At 73.4% G+C, this 23,669-nt stretch carries 20 protein-coding genes; 16 read left to right on the forward strand and 4 right to left on the reverse strand.

Annotation, left to right across the window (positions count from 1 at the left end; all coding sequences use genetic code 11):
• Positions 1–92 precede the first annotated feature (92 nt).
• A complete protein-coding gene (locus ACFWUQ_RS01220) occupies positions 93–686 on the reverse strand; it encodes a hypothetical protein (protein WP_384531381.1) in 594 nt (197 codons plus the stop codon).
• 9 nt (positions 687–695) lie between these two features.
• The gene (locus ACFWUQ_RS01225) at positions 696–2,819 is read right to left on the reverse strand and encodes a SpoIIE family protein phosphatase (protein WP_384531639.1); all 2,124 of its coding nucleotides are present in this window, start codon (positions 2,817–2,819) and stop codon (positions 696–698) included.
• A 486-nt stretch (positions 2,820–3,305) separates the two neighbouring features.
• Between ACFWUQ_RS01225 and ACFWUQ_RS01230 the strand changes: the two genes are divergently transcribed.
• Together ACFWUQ_RS01230 and ACFWUQ_RS01235 are read left to right on the forward strand one after the other, a co-directional pair.
• Complete coding sequence (locus tag ACFWUQ_RS01230) at positions 3,306–5,069, forward strand: alpha/beta fold hydrolase (RefSeq protein WP_384531382.1); 1,764 nt, start codon at positions 3,306–3,308, stop codon at positions 5,067–5,069.
• 181 nt (positions 5,070–5,250) lie between these two features.
• The gene (locus tag ACFWUQ_RS01235) at positions 5,251–5,988 is read left to right on the forward strand and encodes a class I SAM-dependent methyltransferase (protein ID WP_384531384.1); all 738 of its coding nucleotides are present in this window, start codon (positions 5,251–5,253) and stop codon (positions 5,986–5,988) included.
• Between the two features lie 53 nt (positions 5,989–6,041).
• On the opposite strand, the gene ACFWUQ_RS01240 is transcribed toward ACFWUQ_RS01235, so the two are convergent.
• Positions 6,042–6,950, reverse strand: a complete 909-nt coding sequence (locus ACFWUQ_RS01240; protein WP_384531385.1) for an alpha/beta hydrolase fold domain-containing protein — start codon at positions 6,948–6,950, stop codon at positions 6,042–6,044.
• Between the two features lie 209 nt (positions 6,951–7,159).
• Here ACFWUQ_RS01240 and tdh point away from each other — a divergent pair, with 209 nt between their 5' ends.
• The 3 genes from tdh to ACFWUQ_RS01255 all read left to right on the forward strand — a co-directional run bounded on the left by tdh (position 7,160) and on the right by ACFWUQ_RS01255 (position 10,574).
• The gene (gene tdh, locus ACFWUQ_RS01245) at positions 7,160–8,188 is read left to right on the forward strand and encodes an L-threonine 3-dehydrogenase (protein ID WP_384531387.1); all 1,029 of its coding nucleotides are present in this window, start codon (positions 7,160–7,162) and stop codon (positions 8,186–8,188) included.
• Positions 8,189–8,292: 104 nt separating this feature from the next.
• Positions 8,293–9,495, forward strand: a complete 1,203-nt coding sequence (locus ACFWUQ_RS01250) for a glycine C-acetyltransferase (RefSeq protein ID WP_384531389.1) — start codon at positions 8,293–8,295, stop codon at positions 9,493–9,495.
• Between the two features lie 164 nt (positions 9,496–9,659).
• A complete protein-coding gene (locus ACFWUQ_RS01255) occupies positions 9,660–10,574 on the forward strand; it encodes a LysR substrate-binding domain-containing protein (RefSeq protein WP_384531390.1) in 915 nt (304 codons plus the stop codon).
• An 84-nt stretch (positions 10,575–10,658) separates the two neighbouring features.
• Here ACFWUQ_RS01255 and ACFWUQ_RS01260 read toward each other — a convergent pair whose 3' ends face one another.
• Positions 10,659–11,438, reverse strand: coding sequence for a DeoR/GlpR family DNA-binding transcription regulator (locus ACFWUQ_RS01260; RefSeq protein WP_384531391.1), 780 nt, complete (start codon positions 11,436–11,438; stop codon positions 10,659–10,661).
• Between the two features lie 155 nt (positions 11,439–11,593).
• On the opposite strand from ACFWUQ_RS01260, the gene ACFWUQ_RS01265 reads away from it, so the two are divergent.
• The 11 genes from ACFWUQ_RS01265 to ACFWUQ_RS01315 all read left to right on the forward strand — a co-directional run bounded on the left by ACFWUQ_RS01265 (position 11,594) and on the right by ACFWUQ_RS01315 (position 23,647).
• On the forward strand, positions 11,594–12,496 hold the full coding sequence (locus ACFWUQ_RS01265) for an SIS domain-containing protein (protein ID WP_384531393.1): 903 nt from the start codon (positions 11,594–11,596) through the stop codon (positions 12,494–12,496).
• Positions 12,493–13,329: a class II fructose-bisphosphate aldolase gene (locus ACFWUQ_RS01270; RefSeq protein WP_384531394.1), complete on the forward strand. Its 837-nt coding sequence runs from the start codon at positions 12,493–12,495 to the stop codon at positions 13,327–13,329. Before ACFWUQ_RS01265 ends, ACFWUQ_RS01270 begins: the two co-directional genes overlap by 4 nt.
• Positions 13,330–13,470: 141 nt before the next feature.
• Positions 13,471–14,661 (forward strand): acyl-CoA dehydrogenase family protein, encoded by a 1,191-nt coding sequence (locus tag ACFWUQ_RS01275; protein ID WP_384531396.1) that lies wholly within the window; start codon positions 13,471–13,473, stop codon positions 14,659–14,661.
• A gap of 590 nt (positions 14,662–15,251) precedes the next feature.
• Positions 15,252–16,715: a nitroreductase family protein gene (locus tag ACFWUQ_RS01280; protein ID WP_384531398.1), complete on the forward strand. Its 1,464-nt coding sequence runs from the start codon at positions 15,252–15,254 to the stop codon at positions 16,713–16,715.
• Between the two features lie 5 nt (positions 16,716–16,720).
• The gene (locus ACFWUQ_RS01285; protein ID WP_384531400.1) at positions 16,721–18,160 is read left to right on the forward strand and encodes a class I adenylate-forming enzyme family protein; all 1,440 of its coding nucleotides are present in this window, start codon (positions 16,721–16,723) and stop codon (positions 18,158–18,160) included.
• 28 nt (positions 18,161–18,188) lie between these two features.
• A complete protein-coding gene (locus ACFWUQ_RS01290) occupies positions 18,189–18,452 on the forward strand; it encodes a phosphopantetheine-binding protein (protein ID WP_384531401.1) in 264 nt (87 codons plus the stop codon).
• Entirely contained in the window at positions 18,445–19,161 is a 717-nt protein-coding gene (locus tag ACFWUQ_RS01295; RefSeq protein ID WP_384531402.1) for a dihydrodipicolinate reductase C-terminal domain-containing protein, read from the forward strand. The genes ACFWUQ_RS01290 and ACFWUQ_RS01295 overlap by 8 nt, the downstream gene beginning before the upstream one ends.
• Positions 19,158–19,907, forward strand: a complete 750-nt coding sequence (locus ACFWUQ_RS01300) for a class II aldolase/adducin family protein (protein WP_384531404.1) — start codon at positions 19,158–19,160, stop codon at positions 19,905–19,907. Before ACFWUQ_RS01295 ends, ACFWUQ_RS01300 begins: the two co-directional genes overlap by 4 nt.
• A 73-nt stretch (positions 19,908–19,980) precedes the next feature.
• Positions 19,981–21,120, forward strand: coding sequence for an acyl-CoA dehydrogenase family protein (locus ACFWUQ_RS01305; RefSeq protein WP_384531405.1), 1,140 nt, complete (start codon positions 19,981–19,983; stop codon positions 21,118–21,120).
• A gap of 107 nt (positions 21,121–21,227) precedes the next feature.
• On the forward strand, positions 21,228–22,610 hold the full coding sequence (locus ACFWUQ_RS01310) for a condensation domain-containing protein (protein ID WP_384531407.1): 1,383 nt from the start codon (positions 21,228–21,230) through the stop codon (positions 22,608–22,610).
• Positions 22,611–22,615: 5 nt separating this feature from the next.
• Positions 22,616–23,647, forward strand: coding sequence for a polysaccharide deacetylase family protein (locus ACFWUQ_RS01315; RefSeq protein ID WP_384531408.1), 1,032 nt, complete (start codon positions 22,616–22,618; stop codon positions 23,645–23,647).
• Positions 23,648–23,669 lie beyond the last annotated feature (22 nt).

Below are 23,669 nucleotides of genomic sequence, written 5' to 3' on the forward strand. Positions count from 1 at the left end.
ACCCACCGGCTACCGGCCGCGGGCCGTCGGCGCGCCCGCGCGGCGGTGCCGGGCACCGGGGCACGGGGTGCGGCAGCGGGCCGAGGCGCCGATCAGCTGTAGTGCATCGGGCGGTTCCAGCGCAACGCGTACCGCGCGGCGGCGAGGTGGACCGCCGTGCAGTAGGCGGCGTCGAGGTCCCCGGTCCACGGGCCCGGCCGAGCGGCGGCCGCCTCGGCGACGGCCGGACCGGCGAACCAGTTCGTGAGGCCGAGAGCGCCCCGGTGCGCCGCGGCCGCGGCCGCGGCCGGCAGCGCCAGGGCGGCGGCGAGCCGCTCCGCCGCGGCCAGTGCCCGGTGGGCGCTGCGGACCGTCATCTCCTCGCCGGTCACCGGGTCTTCGGGGAGTGCCAGGCGCCCCGTGAAGGGGAGCGGGACCAGCACGTTCCAGTCGAGCAGGGCGTCCTCGTCCTCCCTGCCGCCGGGCTGGGCCCGGCACAGCCGGGAGAAGCCGTCCATCGGGCGGTTCAGCTTCTCGGAGAACCCGGGCTCCGGTGCGTGCGCCGCCCCCGCCGCCGGTTCCCACGCCGGTGCCCACGCAGGCCACCCGCGGCGCGCCAGCTCGGCGTCGAGCGCGAGCGCGGTCGGCCGCAGCACCTCCTCGTCGGACCAGTCGTCGGCGCCGACGGCGTACAGGTAGATCCCCATCCCGCGAATCTACGCCGGGCCACCGACAACGCCGGCGCCGCCGGTACGGGACGCCAGGAGCAGGGCGATGTCGTCCGGCCGGTCGGTGACGCCGCTCGCCTCGCTGATCAGCCGGTCGGCCGTCTCCGTCAACGGCGCCGGCCTGGCCGCGGCGAGGGCGCACCGCACCCGCTCCACCCCGAGGTCTATGTCGACGCCCGGCGTCTCCACCAGCCCGTCGGTGTACAGGGCGAGCACCGAGCCGATCTCCAGCCGCAGCGGGGTGAGCGGGTACGTGGCCTCCGGGTCGATGCCGAGGACCACGCCGCCGGCCAGGTCCAGCACCTCGGTCCGGCCGTCGGGGTGGCGCAGCAGCGGCTGCGGGTGCCCGGCGCGGACCGCCCGGACGATGCCCGACGCCGGGTCGAGCAGGACGTAGCAGCAGCTGGCGAACTGTCCCGGGTCCAGGTCGATGAGGAGCTGGTTGGTCCCCCGCATCACCTCCTCCGGCGTGCTGCCGGTGAGGGCGAAGGCCCGTACCGCGCTGCGGAGCTGGCCCATCGTCGCCGCGGCGGACACCCCGTGCCCCTGGACGTCGCCGATGACCAGCGCGAGCAGCCCGCCGCGGGTCTCGATGACGTCGTACCAGTCGCCGCCCACCTCCATGCCCTGGGTGCCGGGGAGGTAGCGGCCCACCGTGTCCACGTGTGCGCGCACCGGGAGCCGGTGCGGGAGCAGTGCGGCCTGCAGCCCGCGGGCCAGCGCCGCCTCGGTGTCGTAGCGCCGCGCCCGCTGCAGGGCCTGCGCGATGAGCCCGGCCAGGGCGGTCAGGACCGTACGGTCCTCCGGACTGAAGCCCCGGGGCGCGTCGAAGCCGAGGATGCACGAGCCGACCGGGCGGCCCGAGGCGATCAGCGGCAGGAAGGCACGGGCCCCGACATCGGCGTCCAGCGGAATGCCCGGGTAGGCGGCCGCCAGGTGCTCCATCGACTCGAAGAACAGCGGACGGCCTGAGGTCAGGGTCTCCACCCCGGGCAGCCGGGCATCGAGTGCCACCCCGTCGAAGCGGTTCAGGAAGCCGTGCGGGAAACCGGTCTCCCAGGCCAGGTGCAGGTGCCGCTCGTCGAGCAGGTAGATCGCCAGTTGGCGTCCGCCGAAGGCGGGCAGGAGCTCCTGGGTGACCACCGCCGACACCTGGCGGGCCGTGACCGCCTCGGACAGCGCGATGGCGAGGGCCACCGGACGGTACAGCGCGGTGGCCCGGTCGGCGGCCGGGTCCTGGCCGGCACCCGGCTCGACGACCGCCGACGCGGGCGCGTAGGCGGGCTTGTCCGCGGCGTCGATCGTCAGCGTCACCCCGCCCGGGCCGGGGTACAGGCCCACCGACATCCACTCCCCGGGCGGGTGGCGGCCCCGCCGGGCCCGGAAGTGCACCGGCTCGGTGGACATGAAGACCGCGCGGAAGTGGTCCTCGTAGGCGGGGTGCCCCAGCCACGGCAGCACCTCCCAGACCACCCGCCCCCGCAGTTGCGCCCGGGGGAGGCCGAGCAGTTCCTCGGCGGCGGTGTTGACGAACCCGACGGCGCCCCGCCGGTCCAGGGACAGCACCGCCTGCGCCAGCCGGTCCACGGCCTCGCCGGCACCCCCGTCCTCGGCCCCGGCCCCGCCCCCGCTCTCGGCCCCGCCCCCGCTCTCGGCCCCGGCCCCGCTCTCGGCCCCGCCATCGCTCCCGTCCGTCGCGGGCGGGCCGACGCCGAGCGCGTCGCCGTCCCAGACCGCCGCCTGCCCGGCCGCCGTCAGCGCGGCGAGATCACGGGCGAGCCGATGTCCGGCCGCGCGCAGCCGCTCCCGGTCGAGGGTTCCGACGGGGACCCCGGGAGTCGCCTCCCGGATCACGAACAGCACGCCGAACCGCTCCGGCCCGGCCGCCACCGGCTCGTACAGGGAGGCGAAGGGGAAGGGCAGGCCGGCCATCAGCTGCGGGAAGCGCATGGCCGCCTCGGCGTCGGCCAGGTGCACGGACTGCCCGGTGCGGTACACCTCCGCCACCGGGTAGGGGCGGTCGGCGTGCATCCGCCACCAGGGCCGGAACAGTCGCGCCGGCAGCCCCGTGACCACGGCCAGCCGGAGCAGTCCCTCGCTTGTGGAGCGCAGGTAGACGCCGCCCGCGTGCCCGCCGACAGCCGCCACCGCTTCCAGGGTCGCCCGGGCCAGGGCGCGAGCCACGGCATCGGGCGGGGAGCCGCCGCTGTCCGATCTCGCCGTCACACCGCCAGGATGCGCCCCGGGCGCCGCGCACCGCACCCGGGAGAGTTGCCGACGGCCATAAGGAGAGCGGTGCTCCGAAACGCGCCGGGTGCTCTCGTGCCGAAGATCGCCGCCGCTGGTTCGCCTGCCGCCCGGCGACACCGGGTGGTCGGGCCTCGACTCGGGGTCCGGCTGCCGACCCATGCCCCTTTTCCAGCCGTGGTTGCTCAACTTCCGTTTCTGCAAAAGGGATTGACTGCCTATCAGGTATTCGACCAGCAATCGGCCCTTCGAGTGAACATGGCTTCGCAGTGGTGGGCGTACGGACCGATGGCCTTGATCATGGAATCGGCGAAAGCCTTACGCCCACTGCCTTGTGAGAGGGACCACACCATGAGCGACCCCCAGGACGATTCGATCACCCCGCTCACCACCGACCAGCTGGCGCAGATCGCCGACTCCGGCATCTGGGCGCAGGGGCCGTCCGTCAACCCTGCGGCGGCGGCCGTGGGCGAGGCGCTGGTCGCCACCCTGCGGGGCAGCGCCGAGCCGCAGGTGCTCACGGCGGAGCTGGAGCAACTGGTCGCCGAGGTCCGGGCCAAGGCCACCTTCGACTTCCCGTGGATCACCGCCGACGACGGGACCAGGCTCTCCGCGCACACCATCAAGCTCAACACCACTGAGCCGCGCCCGGTGGTCATCGTCCCCGCCGGGTGGACTCCGCTCGGCTGGGTGCTGTTCGAGTACGCCCACCTGCAGCTGGCCAAGCGCGGCTACCACGTGCTCGCCTACACCCCGCGTGGAATCGGCCTGACCTTCCGGGTTCCCGGTGGCGGCTTCGTCGACGCTCCGTGGACCTCCCAGGGCACGGTCGACGTGGGCGGCCCCAATGACTGGTCCGACGCCTCCACGGTGATCGAATACGCGCAGCGGGTCCTCAACCCGAGCAAGATCGCCTTCCTGGGTGAGTCCTACGGCTCCGGGATCAGCCAGCTGGCCGCGGCCCACGACCCGGCCGGCCGGGTGGACGCGGTGGTGGCGCTGAGCACCTGGGGCAACCTGGCCACCGCCCTGCTGGGCAACGACACCCAGCACCTGAAGGCCGTCGACGCGCTGGTCGGCATGACCGGCGGCCCGGAGGAGCGCAAGTTCGACGCGGCCACCCGGCAGATCCTGGACGACTTCCGCAAGGGCGTGAACCTCCCCAAGGTCCGCGCCTGGGCCGAGGAGCGCTCGCCGCAGAGCTACCTGGACGAGACCAACTCCCGCGGTGTCCCGACCTTCTTCTCGAACACCTGGCACGAGACGCTCTTCCCGGTCAACGAGGTGCTCGACGTCTTCAACGCGCTCACCGTGCCCAAGCACCTGAACCTCTGGATCGGCGACCACGCCGCGCCCGAGGGCGCCGGGCTGACCATCCCCTTCTCCGGCCCGAACCTCCCGGTCGACGAGGCCTTCGCCTGGCTCGACCACCACATCCTCGACGCCGAGAACGAGGTGCCGGGCTGGCCGCAGGTCAACAGCCAGGTGATGTTCGCGCCGGAGGTGCGGGAGGGACGGGCGAGCTGGGCCGACGTCACCAACGGTACCGAGAAGCTGTACCTGGGTGGCACCCCGGCCGGCACTCAGGACGGCACCCTCAGCGCGAGCAGGACTCCCGGCTGGACGGTCTCCTTCACCACCGGCAGCCTCACCGAGGCCACGGCCGTGGACGCCCTGATGACCACCGGCGCCGAGGAGTGGAAGGGAAACCCGAAGATCTACACCACGGGCAAGTTCGACCGCCGCTACCTCGCCACCTGGGTGTCGGAGGCCGGCGCCCGCCGAGTCCGGGGCATCCCGCGCGTCCACCTCTCCGTCACCGGCGTCGAGGCCGACACGACCCTGGTCGCCTACCTCTTCGACCTCGCCCCGGACGGCACCGCCCGCATCATCACCCACGAGCCGTACACCGTCCTGGACGGCGCCCCCGGCGAGGCGACGGCCGTCACCTGGGACCTGCAGGCAGCCGCGTACGACATCCCGGCGAACCACCGGCTCATGCTCGCGGTCAACAGCAAGGACCAGCTCTACTCGGACGCCAACCCGGCCTACAGCACCCTGAAGCTGAGCTCCGCCGCCGGTGACGAGGCCTACCTGGACCTCCCGCTCGGCTGAACCGTACGTCGAGAAGCGAGCCGGGAGCTCTCCGCTCCCGGCTCGTCGGCGACCAGGGCGTCTCTGGGCCGACCGCTTCGCTCGTCCGGGGGACGTACGGGTGCGCGGGGCGTCCGGCGGGTGCGCCCCGGGGCACGATACGCACGCGTCCCCACCCCCGGCCGGCCCCGGAAGGCAGAGCATGCGGTTCCAGTACGACACCATCGGCGAGCGCTACGCGGAGTCCACGACCACGGCGGCCTTCTCGGCGGCCGACACCTACACCCTGCACGGAGCCCTCGACGCGCTCGGCGGCGTACGCGGCCTCGACGCCCTCGACCTGGGCTGCGGGTACGGCTACAACACCCGGCTGCTGGCCCGGGGCGGAGCCCGGCGGACCGTCGGTGTGGACGCCTCGGAGGAGATGATCAAACTCGCTCGCGAGCACGAGGCGACGAGGGGCCGGCCGGACGTCGAGTACGTGGTCGCCGACGCGGACGGCGTGCCCGACCTCGGACCCTTCGACCTCGCCACCACCGCCTACCTCTTCAACCACGCGCCCGACCGCACCTCCCTGCACGCGATGTTCCGCTCGGTGCGCACCAGCCTGCGCGCGGGCGGCCGGCTGCTCGCCATCGTCCCGAACGCGGGCGCCTTCCCGCGCGTGGACTGGTCGCCGTACGGGGTCCGGATCCTCGACCGGGTCACGCAGGGGGACGCGCCGCTGCTCAAGGCGCACTTCCTGACCGAGCCGCCGGTGCCGTTCGAATTCCGCGAATGGGCGCACGCGGACCTCGCCGAAGCGGCCGTCGACGCCGGGTTCACCACCGTCGGCTGGCAGCCGAACAGGACCCCGCCCGCCGACCCGGTGCGCGACGAGGAGTACTGGACGGGCTACCGGGCCTGGCCGATCAGTTCGCTCATGACCTGCACGGCCTGAGGGTGCGGCGCGGCGCGGCACCGCGCACCGGCCGTCCGGGTCGTCCCTCCCGGTCAGAGCTCCGCCGCCTCCTGGATCAGCCGTACGATCCGCTCGCGTGCCGCGCGCCCCTCCGGGACCGGCAGCAGCGGGTACACGTGCGGCAGCCCCGCCGCCTCGTGGAAGTCCACCTCGACACCCTCCGCGCGCGCCCGGCGCACCAGCTCGGTGCTGTCCGTGGCCAGCACGTCGCGGGTCCCGCTGAACACCGTCAGCGGCGCCAGCCCCGCGAAGGAGCCCCGGAGCGGGCTCACCAGGGGGTCGTCGGCCGCGAGTGTCCCCGCGTACAGCCGCCCGGCCTCCCGCAGCCCGGCCCGCGCCAGCATCGGGTCGCCGGCCTCGATCGCCGCCTGGTCCGGATGGCTCATGGTCACGTCCAGCCAGGGCGAGATGAGCACGATCCGGGAGGGCTGCACGCCCGTACGGTCGCGGAGCCGCTGCGCGGCGGCCAGCGCCAGACCCGCGCCGGCGGAGTCCCCGACCAGCACCGTCCCGCCCTCCCCGCCGCTCGCGATCAGCCCGCTCAGCAGGTCCGCGGCGGCCGGGACCGTCCGGTCGGCGGTGCCGCGCGGGGCCAGGATGTAGGCCGGGACGATCACCTGTGCCCGCGCCCGTGTGACCAGGGTCCGTACCATCGTCCAGTGCGGGCGGACCAGTTCGTTGATGTAGCAGCCGCCGTGCAGATACAGCACGTGGACCGTCGGCTCGGCGTCGCGCGGGGACACGTTGTACACCGGCCAGGCCCCCACGAAGGTCCGCGAGATCTCCGCGGCCCGGCCGAGCGAGCGCGGCGGGAGGTGGGACGCGGGCCGGCGGGCGGATTCCGCCACCCGGGTGCGCACCGCCTCGGCACTCGCGAACCGTCTTCGCCGTCCCGCCGCGATCAGCGCCGCCGACAGCGCTCTGCTGCGCAGACTCGGCACGCCCCCCACCTCCCCGTTCCCCCGTGCCGTCCCCGGCCCGGGCCCCTGCCCGTCACCTGAGGAGCATAGGCGTGAAGCTGGGCTGTCGGCCCGCTTAAGAAAGTCTCGATGGACTGATCACCACGCCGCTCGGCAGATTGGTGCCTGACACCGACGCCGCCCGTGCCACCGCACTCGGGGCGCCCCCTTCCGCATGCCTGGAGCCACCCATGAAGGCACTCGTCAAGCACAAGGCCGAACCCGGTCTGTGGCTCATGGACGTCCCGGAGCCCGAGTACGGTGCCGGTGACGTACTGATCAAGGTGCTCCGCACCGGCATCTGCGGAACCGACCTGCACATCCGCTCCTGGGACGGCTGGGCGCAGGGCGCGGTGAAGACCCCGCTCGTCCTCGGCCACGAGTTCGTCGGCGAGGTCGCGGCGCTCGGAGCGGACGTGCGCGACATCGAGGTCGGCGCCCTCGTCAGCGGCGAGGGCCACCTCGTGTGCGGGAAGTGCCGCAACTGCCTGGCCGGGCGCCGCCACCTGTGCCGCAGCACGGTCGGGCTCGGCGTGGGCCGGGACGGCGCCTTCGCCGAGTACGTGGTGCTCCCCGCGCAGAACGTGTGGGTCCACCGCACGCGGGTCGACCTCGACGTGGCGGCGATCTTCGACCCGTTCGGGAACGCCGTGCACACCGCGCTGTCCTTCCCGCTGGTCGGTGAGGACGTGCTGATCACCGGCGCCGGCCCGATCGGGATCATGGCGGCGGCCGTCGCCCGGCACGCCGGTGCGCGCAGCGTGGTCATCACCGACGTCAGCCCCGAGCGGCTGGAGATCGCCCGCAAGGCGGGCGCCACGCTCGCGGTGAACGTCGCCGAGTCCTCCATCGCCGAGGCGCAGCGGTCGCTCGGCCTGCGCGAGGGCTTCGACATCGGGCTGGAGATGTCCGGCCGCGCCGAGGCCATGCGCGACATGATCGACAACATGACCCACGGCGGCCGGATCGCCATGCTGGGGCTGCCGGCGCAGGAGTTCGCGGTGGACTGGGCGAAGGTGGTCACCTCGATGATCACCATCAAGGGGATCTACGGACGCGAGATGTTCGAGACCTGGTACGCGATGACCGTGCTGCTGGAGGGCGGCCTCGACCTGAGCCCCGTCATCACCGGCCGCTACTCGCACCGCGACTTCGAGGCCGCCTTCGACGAGGCGGCCACCGCCCGCAGCGGCAAGATCATCCTGGACTGGACGGCGTAGCCGCCGACCGTCCCGCAGACCATCTGTCCCGGCCGGGCCCCGCAACCCCCCTGCGCGGGGCCCGGCCCCTCCTCCGCCCCTCCGCCGCACCAGGAGAACCGCACATGTTCGAGTCCGTCCGCGAAGACCTCCGCAGCACCCTCGACGAGATCCGCGCCGCCGGCCTGCACAAGCCGGAGCGGGTCATCGGCACCCCGCAGAACGCGGCCGTCGCCGTCACCTCGGGCGGCGCCGCCGGTGAGGTCCTCAATTTCTGCGCCAACAACTACCTCGGTCTCGCCGACCACCCCGAGGTCGTCGCCGCGGCGAAGGACGCCCTCGACCGCTGGGGCTACGGAATGGCCTCCGTCCGCTTCATCTGCGGTACGCAGGAGGTGCACAAGGAGCTGGAGGCGAGGCTGTCGGCCTTCCTCGGCCAGGAGGACACGATCCTCTACTCCTCCTGCTTCGACGCCAACGGCGGCGTCTTCGAGACCCTGCTCGGCGCCGAGGACGCGGTGATCTCCGACGCCCTCAACCACGCCTCGATCATCGACGGCATCCGCCTCTCCAAGGCCCGCCGCTACCGCTACGCCAACCGCGACCTCGCGGAGCTGGAGACCCGGCTCAAGGAGTCGCAGGACGCCCGCCGCCGGCTCATCGTCACGGACGGCGTCTTCTCCATGGACGGCTACGTCGCCCCGCTCGCGGAGATCTGCGACCTGGCCGAGCGCTACGACGCGATGGTGATGGTCGACGACTCGCACGCCGTCGGCTTCGTCGGCCCCGGGGGGCGCGGCACCCCGGAGCTGCACGGGGTCATGGACCGCGTCGACATCATCACCGGCACCCTCGGCAAGGCCCTCGGCGGCGCCTCCGGCGGCTACGTCGCCGCGCGCGCCGAGATCGTGGAGCTGCTGCGCCAGCGCTCGCGCCCGTACCTCTTCTCCAACTCCCTCGCCCCCGTCATCGCGGCGGCCTCCCTCAAGGTGCTGGACCTGCTGGAGTCGGCCGGCGACCTGCGCGAGCACCTCGCCGCCAACACCGCGCTGTTCCGCACGAAGATGACCGAGGCCGGCTTCGAGATCCTGCCCGGCGACCACGCCATCGCCCCGGTGATGATCGGCGACGCGGCGGAGGCGGCCCGCATGGCGGAGCTGCTCCTGGAACGCGGGGTGTACGTGATCGGGTTCTCCTACCCGGTGGTCCCCCTCGGCGCCGCGCGGATCCGTGTACAGCTCTCGGCGGCCCACTCCACGGCGGACGTGGAACGCGCGGTGGCCGCCTTCATCGACGCGCGCGCGGCGCTGGCGGCCTCCGACGCCTGACCGGCCGCCGCCGGTCGCACGCGGGGCGCCGGCGCGGACCGACGCCTGACCGGCCGCAGCCCGTCCCCGACGCGGGGCGCGGCCGGTCCCGCACGCGGGCAGCGGCGGTGACCGGCCCGGATCCGACGGCCGGAGGGGCCCCGGTGGCCTGCGACAATGACAGGGTGATCGACCCCCGCCGGCTGCGCATCCTGCGCGCCGTGGCGGACCACCGTACGGTGACCGCCGCGGCCGCAGCCCTGTACCTCACCCCCTCCGCCGTCTCCCAGCAGCTCGCGGCGCTGGAGCAGGAGACGGGCCACGTCCTGCTGACCCGCAGCGGCCGGGGCGTACGCCTCACGGCGGCCGGCGAGATCCTCGTCGGGCACGCCGGCGAGGTACTGGCCCAGCTGGAGCGGGCGGAGGCCGAACTCGCCGCGTACGCGGGCGGCACCGCGGGCGAGGTCACGGTGGCCGCCTTCGCGACCGGCATCGCGGAAGTACTCGCCCCGGTGATCGCCCGGCTGGCGCACGAGCACCCGGGCATCCGACTGCGGGTGCGCGACGCGGAGGGCGATCAGAGCCTGCCGCAGCTCCTCGACGGCGAGGCCGACCTGGCGCTGGCGGTCGAGTACCGGGGCGCGCCGGGCGCGGACGACGGCCGGCTCTCCGTCCTCCCGCTGTACGCGGAGCCCTTCGACGCGGTGCTGCCCACGGGGCACCCGCTGGCCGACCTGCCCGCGGTGGCGCTGGCCGACCTGTGCGACGCGGACTGGGTGGGCCAGTACCCCGGCAACCCCTGCCACGACGTTACCCTGCTGGCCTGCGAACTGGCCGGCTTCCAACCGCGGTTCGTGCACTGCTCCGACGACTTCCGCGCCGTGACCGCACTGGTGGGCGCGGGTGCGGGGGTGGCCCTCGTACCCCGGTCGGCGCTGCGCGGCATGGACCTGAAAGAGGTCCAGGTCCGTCCCGTGGCGGGCCCGGCGGCGACGCGCAGGGTCTTCGCCGCCACCCGGCGCGGCGCCGAGAGCCACCCGCTGATCGCGCCCGTCCTGGCCGCGCTGGTACGCGAGTCGGAACGGCTCACGGCCCACTGAGCGGCGGTCGGCGGTCGGTTCCGCCTGCTGTGACAGCGCAGGCGCCCGGCGCCGCGCGCAGGCGACCGGCCGCGGGCCGGTCCGTCAGACCCGCAGCACCTGGACGCCCGCCGCCTCGAACTCCGCCGCGACGCCGCCCGACAGGCCCGTGTCCGTGACCAGGACGTCCACGTCGCCGGTCGCGCAGATACGGGCGAAGGCGCGCACGCCGAGCTTGCTGGAGTCCGCCGCGACGACCACCCGGCGGGCCCGTTCGCACAGCAGCCGGTTGACCGAGGCCTCGTCCTCGTGCCGGGTGGCCGCGCCGTCCGCCGGGTCGAAGCCGTCCACCCCGACCACCGCCGTGTCCACGGCGAGCTGACCGAGCACCTGCTCGGCGAGCGGACCCGTCAGCTCGTACGACTGCGGGCGCGCGACGCCGCCGGTCAGCACGATCTTGAACTGCGGCCGGATCACCAGTTCGCCCGCGATGTTCAGGGCATTGGTCACCACGGTCAGCGCCGGCGACCCCGAGGCCAGGTCGGCGCGCCCGGCCAGCGCCCGGGCCACCTCGGTGGTCGTGGTGCCGCCGGTCAGGCCGATCACCTCGCCCGGGGAGACAAGACCCGCCACCGCCTCGCTGATCCGGTGCTTCTCGGCGGCGCGGCGCGAGCTGCGGTAGCGCAGCGGGAGCTCGTACGACACACCGTGCAGTACCGCTCCGCCGCGCGTGCGGACCAGCAACTGCTGCTCGGCCAGCTGGTCGAGGTCGCGCCGGATGGTCGCGGCGGACACGCCGAGGACCTCGGCCGCCGGCTCCACCTCCAGCTCACCCCGCTCCACGAGCAGGTCCAGCAGCTTCTGCCAGCGTTCCTTGCGGGTCATCGGCCGCCCCCTTCGGTGTACCGCGTGTGCTCGGTCGGCCCACCCGCCGACACTAACGCAGCCCGTCAGCTCGTGGATGCTTGAAGTTGCGCGAAACAGCGCGCTATCTTGCAGGAAAACGCATCCAGCCCCGGCCGCAGCACGAGGGAGCCCGTATGAGTCACATCGCGCACGAGTTGGGCACGCAGCCCGAGTGCTGGGAGCGGGCCGCCGACCTCGCCCCCGCCCGGCGCGCGGTGCTGCCGCAGCCGGGGGAGCGTACCGCCCTCGTCGGCTGCGGGACCTCGTACTACATGGCGCAGGCGGCCGCCGTCCTGCGCGAGGAGGCGGGCCACGGCGAGACCGACGCCTTCGCCGCCTCCGAATTCCCCCGGCACCGCCGGTACGACCGGGTGGTGGCCCTGACCCGCTCCGGCACCACCACCGAGGTGCTGGACCTGCTGGCCGGGCTGCGGGACGCGGGCGTGCCGACCACCGCCGTCGTCGGCGACCCTGCGACCCCGGTGATGACCCTCGCCGACGAGCTCGTCGTCCTCGACTTCGCCGACGAGCGGTCCGTCGTGCAGACGCGCTTCGCGACCACGGCGCTGACCCTGCTGCGCGCCCATGTGGGAGCGCACTCCCCGGCCGCGGTCGCCGACGCCCGGACGGCGCTCGCCCGCCCGCTGCCCGCCGACCTCGCCGGCCGGGGGCAGTTCACCTTCCTGGGGCGGGGCTGGAGCGTCGGGCTCGCCCACGAGGCGGCCCTGAAGATGCGCGAGGCCTCGCTGTCCTGGGCGGAGGCCTACCCGGCCATGGAGTACCGGCACGGGCCGATCAGCGTCTCGGGCCCCGGCACCGCCACCTGGTCCCTCGACGAGGCGCCCGACGGACTCGCCGAGCAGGTCCGGGGGACCGGCGCCCAGTGGGTGGCCGGCACCCTCGACCCCCTCGCCGAACTGGTCCGGGTGCACCGGCTGGCCCTGGCGGTGGCCGCCCACCAGGGGCTCGATCCGGACGCGCCGCGCCACCTGACCCGTTCGGTGATCCTCACGGCGGGCGAGGAGGCGGTCCGATGAGCCTCGTCCCGGCCGGCGCGCTGGTCCTGGAGGCCGCGGGAGCGGGGCGGGCCGTCGCCGCGTTCAACATCATCACCCTGGAGCACGCCGAGGCCGTCGTCGCGGGGGCCGAGGCGGCCGGGCTGCCGGTCATCCTCCAACTGAGCGAGAACGCCGTGAAGTTCCGCGGCGGGCGGCTACTGCCCATCTCCCGGGCGGCCGTCGCCTGCGCGGAGGCCGCCGGGGTCCCCGTCGGCCTGCACCTGGACCACGTCAAGAGCGCGGACCTGCTCCGGCAGGCGTGCGACGCGGGGTTCAGCTCGGTGATGTACGACGCCGCCCACCTCCCGTACGGCGAGAACCTGGAGGCCACCCGGTCAGCCGCCGACTGGGCGCACGCCAACGGCCTGTGGATCGAAGCCGAGTTGGGCGAGGTCGGCGGCAAGAACGGCGCCGCCCCGCTGGACCCGCACGCGCCGGGCGCACGCACGGACCCGGACGAGGCGCGCCGGTTCGTCGCCGACTCGGGGGTCGACGCGCTGGCCGTCGCCGTCGGCAGCAGCCATGCCATGACCAGCCGGACGGCGGCCCTGGACCACGCGCTGCTGGCCCGGCTGGCCAAGTCGGTGGACGTGCCGCTGGTCCTGCACGGTTCCTCCGGGCTGCCGGACGCGGAGCTCGCGGCCGCCGTCGCGGGCGGCATCCGCAAGGTCAACATCGGCACCGCGCTGAACGTGGCCATGACCGACGCCATCCGCGCCCACCTGACCCCGGCGGACCCCCGGCCCTACCTGACCGCGGCCCGTACGGCGATGGCGGCGACGGCCGAGGCGATGATCAGCGCGCTGAACTGACGGGCACGAGGGGCGCCGGCCGCGGGGGCCCGCTCGCCGCCGCGCCGTGCGCCCCGCGCGCCCCTTCCGGATTCTTGTAACAGGTTCTACTCTGACCGCCGCCACAGCGACCGGCTGGACCGCGAGAATCCCGGAGGGGCCGTGCACCTCGAATACACGCCTGAGCAGCGGCAGTTGCGCACCGAGCTGCGCGCCTACTTCGCCGAGCTCGTCCCCGAGGACGTCTACGCCCGGTACGAGGACCCGGCCGCACAGAAGCGCTTCTACCGGGAGACCATCCGCCGGCTGGGTGCGGACGGTTGGCTGGGGGTCGGCTGGCCGAAGGAGTACGGCGGCCGCGGGATGTCGCCGATGGACCAGTTCATCTTCTTCGACGAGGCCGCGCAGGCCGTCGTGCCGCTGCCCCTGATGGCGCTCAACACCGTCGGCCCCACCATCATGCAGTTCGGCACCGACGAGCAGAAGGCGTACTTCCTGCCCCGGATCCTCAAGGGCGAGATCGACTTCGCCATCGGCTACAGCGAACCCGGCGCCGGCACCGACCTCGCCGCCCTCGCATGCAGGGCGGTCCGCGAGGGCGACGAGGAGACCGGCACGTACGTGGTCGACGGGCAGAAGATCTGGACCACCAACGGCGACACCGCCGACTGGGTCTGGCTCGCCGTCCGCACGGACCCGGACGCCCCCGCGCACAAGGGCATCACCATGCTCCTCGTGCCGACCTCGGACCCCGGCTACTCCTGCACCCTCATCAACACCCTCGCCTCCCACGACACCACGGCCAGCTACTACGAGGGCATCCGCGTGCCCGCGAGCCGCCGCGTCGGGCAGGAGAACAGGGGTTGGCGCCTGATCACCAATCAGCTCAACCACGAACGCGTCACCCTCGCCGCCCACGGCACCATGGCCATCCGCGCCCTGCACGACGTCCAGCGCTGGGCCGCGGGGACCAAGCTCGCCGACGGGCGCCGCGTCATCGACCTGTCCTGGGTCCGCGGCCGCCTGGCCCGCACCCACGCCCGTCTCGACGCGATGAAGCTGCTCAACTGGCAGATGGTCAACGCCGTCCAGGACGGCACCCTCACCCCGCAGGACGCCTCCGCCGTCAAGGTGTACGGCTCGGAGGCCCGCCGGGACGCGTACGCCTGGCTCATGGAGGTCGTGGGCGCCGCCGGCTTCCTCAAGGATGGTTCCGCCGGGGCCGTCCTGCACGGCGAACTCGAACGCGGCTACCGCAGCGCCGTCATCTTCACCTTCGGCGGCGGCAACAACGAGATCCAGCGCGAGATCATCTCGTGGATCGGCCTCGGCATGCCGCGCGTCCGCCGCTGAGGGCCGCCGCCCTCCGCCCTCCCCGTTCCGACACCTCCAGCCCGCGCGCCTGCAGGCCTGCTGCCTGCCCGCCCGCGCCCGGGCCCAACTCCCGTGCCCCGGTGGCGCGGTGGGCGGGCCCTCCCGATGGCGGCCGCCCCTGATGGCGGTCGCCTCTTCGGGCTTATGTCTGGTTTCCGGCGTTCGCCCGCTTGGGTGGGATTTATTTAGCAGCTTTGTTTCATTGGTCTTGACCAATGCCCAAGACCCTTGGCATGCTGGCAGCGGCCGTACACGATCATGATTCCTCGTTATGCGAGAGGTTCAATCGATGCGTGCTGTATTCCGACACGGGGGTCGATGGAAAGTGTGCGTCGTGACCGACGCAGTAGTTCTGTATTGAGGGGCAACATCGCCCGTTTCGCGATTCTGTATCGCGTCGTGGCTGGTCAAGGGCGCCCATAAGCCCTGCCGGGGGATCGCGTCAACCGTTTTGGTGCGCCCCCTCGTATTTCTCCGTGGTGCATTGAGTCCGCAAAGTCTGTGCGGAGGGCACCGCCTGCCTTGTTCACCTTTTGTGAACTGTCAGTGAATGGGAGGTTGCGTCAGTCGTGCAAGGAAATCTGATCAAACAAAAAGCCGCGCCGGTCGCCTATGTGCCCGAGCGCGGAGCCTCGGGCCGCCACGTCGACCTGTGGGCCAAGGTGGCCCTGCCAGCCGCGGCGCCCGAGCCGCCCGCCGAGCCGGTGGCGGCGCCCGGCCTCCGCCTTGCCCTCTCCCTGCTGGAGGAAGGGGTGCTGACCAGCCGCGCCAACCGCGCCTGCGGCTCGTACGTGGCGCGGGCCGTGCCCTCGGCCGGGGCCGTGTACCCCTACGAGTTCGCCGTCCTCGCCATGGAGGACGGCGTGCCGACGGCCTTCCGGATCGACGCCGACCGTCGTACCTGCGCCAGGCTGGCCGCCGGGACCCGGGTCACGGCCGCGCTGGACGCGTCCCTGCTCACCGTGCCGGAATACGGCGGAGCGCTGGTGGTCACGCTCACCCGTCCCTGGCTGTCGATGCGCAAGTACGGCGACCGCGGCTACCTGTACACGCAGCTCGACGCGGGGCACGCGGCCGGCAACCTGCTGCTGGCGGCGGCCGGCCGTGGCGCCGCGGGGGCGCTACGGCTGCGCTTCCCGAGGGAGTCCCTCTCGGGACTGCTGGAGGCGGGGGAGAACTGCCGGGAGATCCACTCCGCGGTGGTGGTGCCGGCCGCGTCTGTCGACGCGTCGTGGACGGGCTGGACCGTGCACGACGACACCGACCGGGAGCTGCGCGGGCCCACGTGGCGGTCCTGGCTGGAGAGCACCTGCTGGGACTCGCTCGCGGGCTGGCCCGAGTCCCCCGGCTCCGCGACCCCGCGGACCGCACCCGCCCCGCTCACGGGTATCCGTACGGGCAGGCGGCTCTCCCCGGGGGAGCAGGGCCTGGGCGATCCGGCCGAGTGGTCGGAACTGATCGGGACGCGCACCTCCAGCAAGGCGTTCACGGGCGAACCCCTGTCCGCCGCCGCCGTCTGGCAGGCGGTCTCCGCCCTGTCGACGCCGTTGGAGACCGACCTGCCCGACCTCTCGCCGCTGTCCGCGACCCTGGTCCTGCGGTCGACGACGGAACCCGACCAGGACGCCGTGTACCGGCTGGGCACGGGGGAGCGGCAGCCCGTACGGCTGCCGTCCACGGACGAGGTGGCGCGTGCCTGCATGCAGCAGCGCGCCCTCGCCGGAGCCGCGGCCGTCGTGCTGCTGCACGTCCCCCGTACCTCGCTCGCCGGGGCCGGATCGGCCGCCGACGCCGAGAACCTGCGTGAACTCGCCTTTCGCTGCGGCGCGTTGGGCCAGCTGCTCTACCTCGGCGCCAACCGCGCCGCCGTCGGTGTGACCGCCATCGGCGGCTTCGACACACCGCTGTGGCGCACGCTGGCGGGGCTGCCGGAGGACGACGAGATCCTGTACGCGCTGCTGCTCGGCAGCCCGGACGATTCCGGCGTCAAATTCGACCGGCTCGCCACCGCGCACGCCCAGAACGAGCGGTGAGGCGGATGCGCGCTGTCCTCCCCGACCTCTTCACCGAGATCCTCGCCCGCCACGGCGACCGCGTCGCCGTCACCGACGCCGACGGTTCGCTCGGATACGCCGAACTCGCCGACCGGGCGCGCGCCGCGGCGGCCGGGCTCGCCCCGCACCGCCCGGAGGGCGAGCGGCTGAGAGTGGGGCTGTACGCCACCAACTCGGTCGACTACGTCGTCGCCTACCTCGCGACCCTGTTCGCCGGCGGCGTGCCCTTCCTGGCCGACTCGGCCTTCGGCCCGTTCGAACTGTCCCGGATCGCCGAGGACTGCGGGTTGGACCTGCTGGTCCACGCCCCGGGAGCGGACGTCCGCGCCGTCACGGACGAGGTCCTCGACGACGGCGCCGGACTCGGCGCCCTCGCGGTCAGCCGGGTGCGCCGGTACGAGAGCCCCCGCCCGCGGCTGCTGGACGACACCGAGGTGTGCCGCTTCACGTCCGGCTCCACCGGCCGGCCGAACTGCATCGAGTTCTCCGGTGCGGCCGTGTCCGCCGCCGCCGCCAACTGGGTCCGGGGCACCGGCCTCTCCGCCGATGACCGGATCGCCTGCTTCGCCGCCCTCTCCAACGGTCTGGCCTTCAACACCTCCCTGCTGGCGGCGTTCCTGCCCGGCGCCTCACTGCACCTCTCGCACGGACTGCCCACCGCGTCCCGGGTGGTACGACTCCTGGAGAGCACCGCCGCGACCCGGCTGGTGGCCTTCCCGGCCCTGTACGAGTCGATCGTGCGGCGCTCCCCGGAGGAGGGCTTCGCCGCCGTCCGGACCGCGATCTCCTCCGGTGCCCCACTGCGCGAGAGCGTGCGCGAGGAGTTCACCCGACTCACCGGCGTACCGATCCACAACTACTACGGAGTCGCCGAGACCGGTCCGCTGACGTACGCCGCCGACGGGGCCGGCAGCGGCCTCGGAGCGGTCCTGCCCGGCGTGGACCTGCGCGCCGAGCAGCAGGGCATCCGGGTCAGGAGCCAGTCGATGGGCTCCCGCTACCTCAACGCGCCCGGCGTCTTCGAGGAGCGCGTCGACGCCGAGGGCTACTACCGCACCGGCGACCAGGGCCACCTCGTCGACGGCGCGCTCCACCTGACCGGCCGCACGAGCCGACTGGTCAACGTGGGCGGACGCAAGATCGATCCCATCGAGATCGCCGAAGTGCTGCGCACGGCCGACGGGGTGCTGGACGCCGTGGCCTTCGAGGCCGACAACCAGCACGGCGAACCGACCCTGGCCGCCGTCGTCGCCGTCGGACCCGGCGTGAGCGCACAGGCCCTGCGCGCGCACTGCGCCCGGACGCTCCCCTCGTTCAAAGTGCCCGGGATCCTGCGCCTGGTGGACCGCATCCCGGCGAACTCGATCGGCAAGCCGTCGATCGAGAGCCTGCGACGCCTGCTCAGCGAACCCCAGAACAGCTGAACCCCTTTCGAGACACAGGACGTACCCCATGGACAGCAGCGCCCTTCGTACCAAGATCCTCGACCTCGCCGTCGCGGCGGGGGACGGCAGCGTCACCGCCGACGAACTCGCCGGCGCCAACTACTCGCTGCGTGACGTCGGCTACTCCTCGCTCTCCTACATGCGACTGATCGACAGCATCGAGAACGAGGTCGGTGTCTACCTCGACCCGGAAGCCGCCATCGAGCACTACGAGACCATCGATTCCGTCACCGCCCTCGTGGTCGCCAGCGGAACAGGCACCGATGCCTGAGACAGCCGCCAGCGGCGGCCCCACCCTCGGCATCGTCGGCGCCGGGCGGCTCGGTACGGCCCTGCGCACGGCCTGCGGGGCCCACGGGACGCGGGTCAGCCTCACCGCGTCCCGCCGTGCGGGCTGGTCCGTCGAGGCGGTACCCGACGTACTCGTCGACGCCAGCGCACCCGAGGCGCACGACGCGGTCCTCGACTACTGCGCCACGCGGCGGGTCCCGCTCATCGCCTGTGTCTCCAATCTGACGGACACCCAGTGGAAGGCACTGCACGAGCTGGCCGAAGCCGTACCGGTGGTCCGGGCCACCAACCTCTCCTTCGCCCACTACCTCCAGGTGCGCATCGCCGAACTCACCGCCGCCCTCACCGCGGCCCCCTTCGTCGCGACCACCACCGTCCGCGAGCGGCACCCGCTCGGGAAGGCGCACCGGCCCAGCGCCACCGCGCTGGCACTGGCGGACACCTGGGCCGGGGCGAGCGGCCGCCCCGTGGCCGACATCGCCGACGAACGATCCGGACTGCCGGTCAGCGAACACGAGTTGACCCACACCTGGGACGGCGAGTCCCTGCACGTCAGGCACCACGTCGGCAGTTGGACGGTGCCCGCCCGGGGGGCGCTGGCCGCCGCCGACTGGGCCCGTACCGCACCCCCCGGCCTCGTCACCATGCGCACCGTCTACGACGACTTGACAGCTAGGAGCACGACATGACCGCCGACGAACCGCAGCCGCTCGACCCGGCCGAGCGCCGGCTCGTCCTGCAGCTGGCGATCGGCGCCCGGATGCTCTCCCTCGACGGGCACGACGACTTCAACCAGGGACAGATCTCGGCCCGCATACCCGGCCGGGACGAGTTCTTCATCAAGGGGGCGCTCGTCGGCTTCGACGAGGCCGCCCCCCAGGACGTCGTCCGCTGCGCGGTGGACCACACCCTGCCCGCGCCGCCGCTGGCGCCGCCCGAGCTCCCCCTGCACCAGGCCATCTACCGGGCCCGCCCGGACGTCAACGGCATCGTCCACAGCCACGCCCCGTACACCCTGCTGTTCGGCGCCACCGACCTGCCGATGCGCCCCGTCTCGCACGACGGCGCCTACTTCCGCGACCGGATCGGGCTGTTCACCGAGACCAGCAACACCGTCCTCGACATCGAGACCGGCGACCACATCGCCAAGGACCTCGACGACAACCCGGCCGTCCTGCTGCGCAACCACGGCGGAGTGATCGTCGGCAAGAGCGTGCGGCACGCCTCCGTCTTCGCGCAGGTCCTGGAACGGGCCTGCCGCCTCCAGCTGACCGCCGAGAGCACCGGCGTCCCGTACACCTGGTCCACCGAGCAGGACGTGGCCGCCAAGCAGGACTTCATCTACGCCGACCTGTCCGTCCGCTCCTACTGGGACTACGCCGTCCGCCGCGTGGGCCGCCACTGGCCGGAGACCGCCCACTGGGGCCTGCGCTGACCGCACCGTCCGCACGGTCTCCCCGCACGGAGGACCCGTCGCCCATCCACCCGACACCCACGGAGGCCATCCGATGAAGGTCCAGCGCATCCTGCCCACCGAGGAGGCGGCCGATCTGCTCGGCCTCGTCCGGGAGATCGCCGCCGGTGAACTCGCCCCGCGCGTCGCCGATTTCGAGGCGGCCCACGAGTTCCCCCGGGAGATCGTGCGCACCCTCGGCAAGGCCGGACTGCTGAGCCTGCCCTACCCCGAGGAGTACGGGGGCGGCGGACAGCCGTACGAGGTCTACCTCCAGGCGCTGGAGGAGATCGCCTACCACTGGTTCGGTGTGGCCGAGGCGGTCAACGTGCACAACCTGGCCTGCTTCGGTACCGCCACGTACGGCACCCGGGCCCAGCGCGAGGAGCTGCTGCCCGGCATGCTGGGCGGCGAACTCCTGGGCGCGTACTGCCTGTCCGAGCCCGAGGCCGGTTCGGACGCCGCCTCGCTCACCACCCGCGCGGTGCGCGAGGGCGACGGCTACCGCATCACGGGCACCAAGTCCTGGGTCACCCACGCCGGCAACGCGGACTTCTACAACGTGTTCACCCGCACCGGCGGGCCGGGGGCCCGCGGCCTGTCCTGCCTGGTGGTCCCCAGCGGTACGCCGGGCATGGTCGTGCACGAACCGGAGCGCAAGCTGGGCGTCTGGTCCTCGCCCACGGCCCAGGTCGGCTTCGACGACGTCCGGGTGCCGGCCGAGCGGCTGATCGGCCGTGAGGGGAAGGGCTTCCTCATCGCGATGGGCGCCCTGGACTGCGGCCGCCTGGGCATCGCGGCGTGCGCCGTCGGTATCGCCCAGGCCGCCGCCGACTACGCCGTGCGGTACGCGAAGGAACGCCGCCAGTTCGGGCAGCGGATCATCTCCTTCCAGGGCGTCGGCTTCATGCTGGCCGACATGGCGACGCAGATCGCCGCGGCGCGGGCCCTCACCCTGGCCGCCGCCCGCCTGAAGGACGCCGGGCTGCCGTACTCACTGGAGGCGGCGAAGGCGAAGCTGTTCGCCACCGACGTGGCGATGCGGGTGACCACCGACGCGGTGCAGGTACTCGGCGGCGCCGGGTACGTCTGCGACCACCCGGTGGAGCGCTGGATGCGCGAGGCCAAGCTGCTGCAGATCGTCGAAGGCACCAACCAGATCCAGCGCATGGTCATCTCGCAGGGCCTGGACTAGGCCCTCTCTTTCGAACTCTGCCGGGCTCGCGACGCCCGGCACCGCACCCGGCCGTTCCGGCCGTTCAGCGCGATGCCGACAGGCGTCGTACGCCGCAATGAGAGGAAGTGCGCAACACCATGACCACGGTCGAGCAGCGGACGATCGGACTGGAGTCCGCGAGGGCCGGCACGGGCCCGGCGACGTGGGGGCAGCGGGCCATCTGGGGGGTCGTGACCCGGCTCGGTGACGACGCCCCCCGCTACAACCTGCGGCTCGACCTCCCCGTCAGCCCGCCCCGCCCCGCCACCCGCGTCCTCGCGGACGTGACGGAGCTGCTCCTGCTCCACGACAGCCTGCACACCCGGCTGCTGCCGGTCGGCGAGGACGGCCTGGAACAGGTCGTGGACGGGTCCGGCGAGCTGCCGGTGGAGGTCCGGCAGTGCTCCGCGGCGCAGGCGCCGGCTGTCGGCGAGGCCCTGATGGAGGAGTTGGCGGGCCGCTCCTTCGACCACGCGCGGGAGTGGCCGTTCCGCGTCGGCCTGGTGGAGTGCGACGGTGCGGTGCACCGGCTGGTACTGGCGGCCTCGCACACCGCCATGGACCTGTGGGGTGAGGGGCGCATGCTCCGCGACCTGGGGCTGATCGAATCGGGCGGGACCGCCGAGTCGCTGCGCCGGGCCCGCCCGGCCCTCCAGCCGCTGGAGGCCGCCCAGACCCAGGCGTCACCCGTCGGCCGCCGCCGGGACGAGGCGGCCCGCCGCTACTGGTGCGAGCGGCTCACCGCCGGTCCGCGGCGGATCTTCCAGGAGCCCGCCGCGCCGGAGCTCGCGGCCGACCCGCGCCGGCTGTTCCCCAACGCCCAGCTGCGCTCGCCCGCGCTGGCCGTAGCCGTCGGCCGGGTGGCGGCGGAGCTGGGAGTCAGCGACGCCGCGGTGCTGCTGGGCGCGGCATCCCACCAGCTGGCCCGGATGTCCGGGAGCGGCGACGTGCTGTTCCAGGTGGTGGTCGGCAACCGCTTCCAGCCCGCCGCCGCCGAATCCGTCAGCACGATGGCGCAGGAAGCCGTGTTCCTCCTCACGGACGCGGACAAGGACTTCGAGGACGCGGTACGCCGGACGCGGTCCGTCGCGTTCACGGCGTTCCGCCACGCGGGGTACGACAAGTGGGCGCTGGAACGCGAGGTGGCACGCCTGGTCGAGCGCGGCGAGGCGGCCGACCACTCGTGCTGGTGGAACGACACGCGTGACCCCGGCGTCGGACCGTTCGACACGGTCGTGGAGCCGCGGGCGCCGCTGGGCGAGCTGATCGGCCGGACCGAGCTGAGCTGGCCCACGGAGTTCCTGCCCCGAAAGAACGTGTCGATCGCGGTGGACGTGCTGACCGCTCCGGGCGCCCTGGACCTCGCCATGACCGCCGATCCGGCGGTCCTCAGCCGCGAGGGCATGGAGCGCTTCCTGCGCGGTGTCGAGGAATCGGTGATCGCCGAGGCGATCGCCCGGGGGGAGTGATGGACATGAGGTACGCGGGTATCGCCTGGACGGACGCGGGCTACCGGGTCGAGGTCGTCGACGGCGCGGGGGAGCAGGTGGCGGAACCGGGCGAGTGGGGCGCCGCCAGGGTCGGCGAACTCATCGCATGGCTGCGGGCACTGAGCGCGGAGCACGCCCTGTCCGTGGTCCTGGACAGTACCAACGGCCTGCTGGACGGGCCGATGACGGCGGCGGGTCTGGAGGTGTACCGCGCCGACCCCTGGCTGCTGCCGCCGCGGCCGGGCTTCGGCTCCGTGTCGGCGCGCCGACTGGCGCAGCAGGCGCGCAGCGCTCCGGGCCTGCTGGCCAGGGTGACGTCCGAGGGCGGCAGCCTGACCGGCCGCGCCGAGGAGTACTTCGAGGGCGTACGGCGGGGGGAGCCGATCCTGGCCGGGCTCACCGCTGCCGGACGCTCCTTCGAGCACGGCCACCGGGGCACCCCCGAGGTCGCGCTCACCTTCGACGACGGCCCCGACCCGCTCCACACCCGCCAGGTCCTGGACATCCTCGACCGCTACGGCGCCCGGGCCACGTTCTTCTGCGTCGGCCACCACGTCACAGCGCTCCCCGACGAGGTCCGCCGGATCGCCGCCGCCGGACACGAGCTGGGCAACCACTCCTGGTCCCACCCCTACCTCCCCGACCTGACGCCGCAGCAGCTGCGCGAGCAGCTCGACCGCACCGGCGAGGCCGTGGCCCGGGTCACCGGCCAGGCCCCGACACGGTTCCGGCCCCCCTACGGCGCCCTCACCCCCGAGGTCCTCGCGGCGCTGGAGGAGTACCCGACCACCCTGACCATGTGGGACGTCGACGCCCGCGACTGGGCCAGACCCGGCCCGGACCAGATCGCCGCCACCGTCCTGGAGGCCGTCCACCCCGGCTCGGTCGTCCTCATGCACGAGGGCGCAGGCGACCGCGCCCAGACCGTCCAGGCCCTCCCCCGGATCATCGAGGGCCTCCTCGAACGCGGCCTGGAACTGGTCACCGTCGGCGAACTCCAGTCTCCGGAGGCGTAGTTCGAGACTCGGAGACCGCCGG

The sequence above is a fragment of the Streptomyces sp. NPDC058662 genome (assembly GCF_042716255.1).
Classification (GTDB): domain Bacteria; phylum Actinomycetota; class Actinomycetes; order Streptomycetales; family Streptomycetaceae; genus Streptomyces.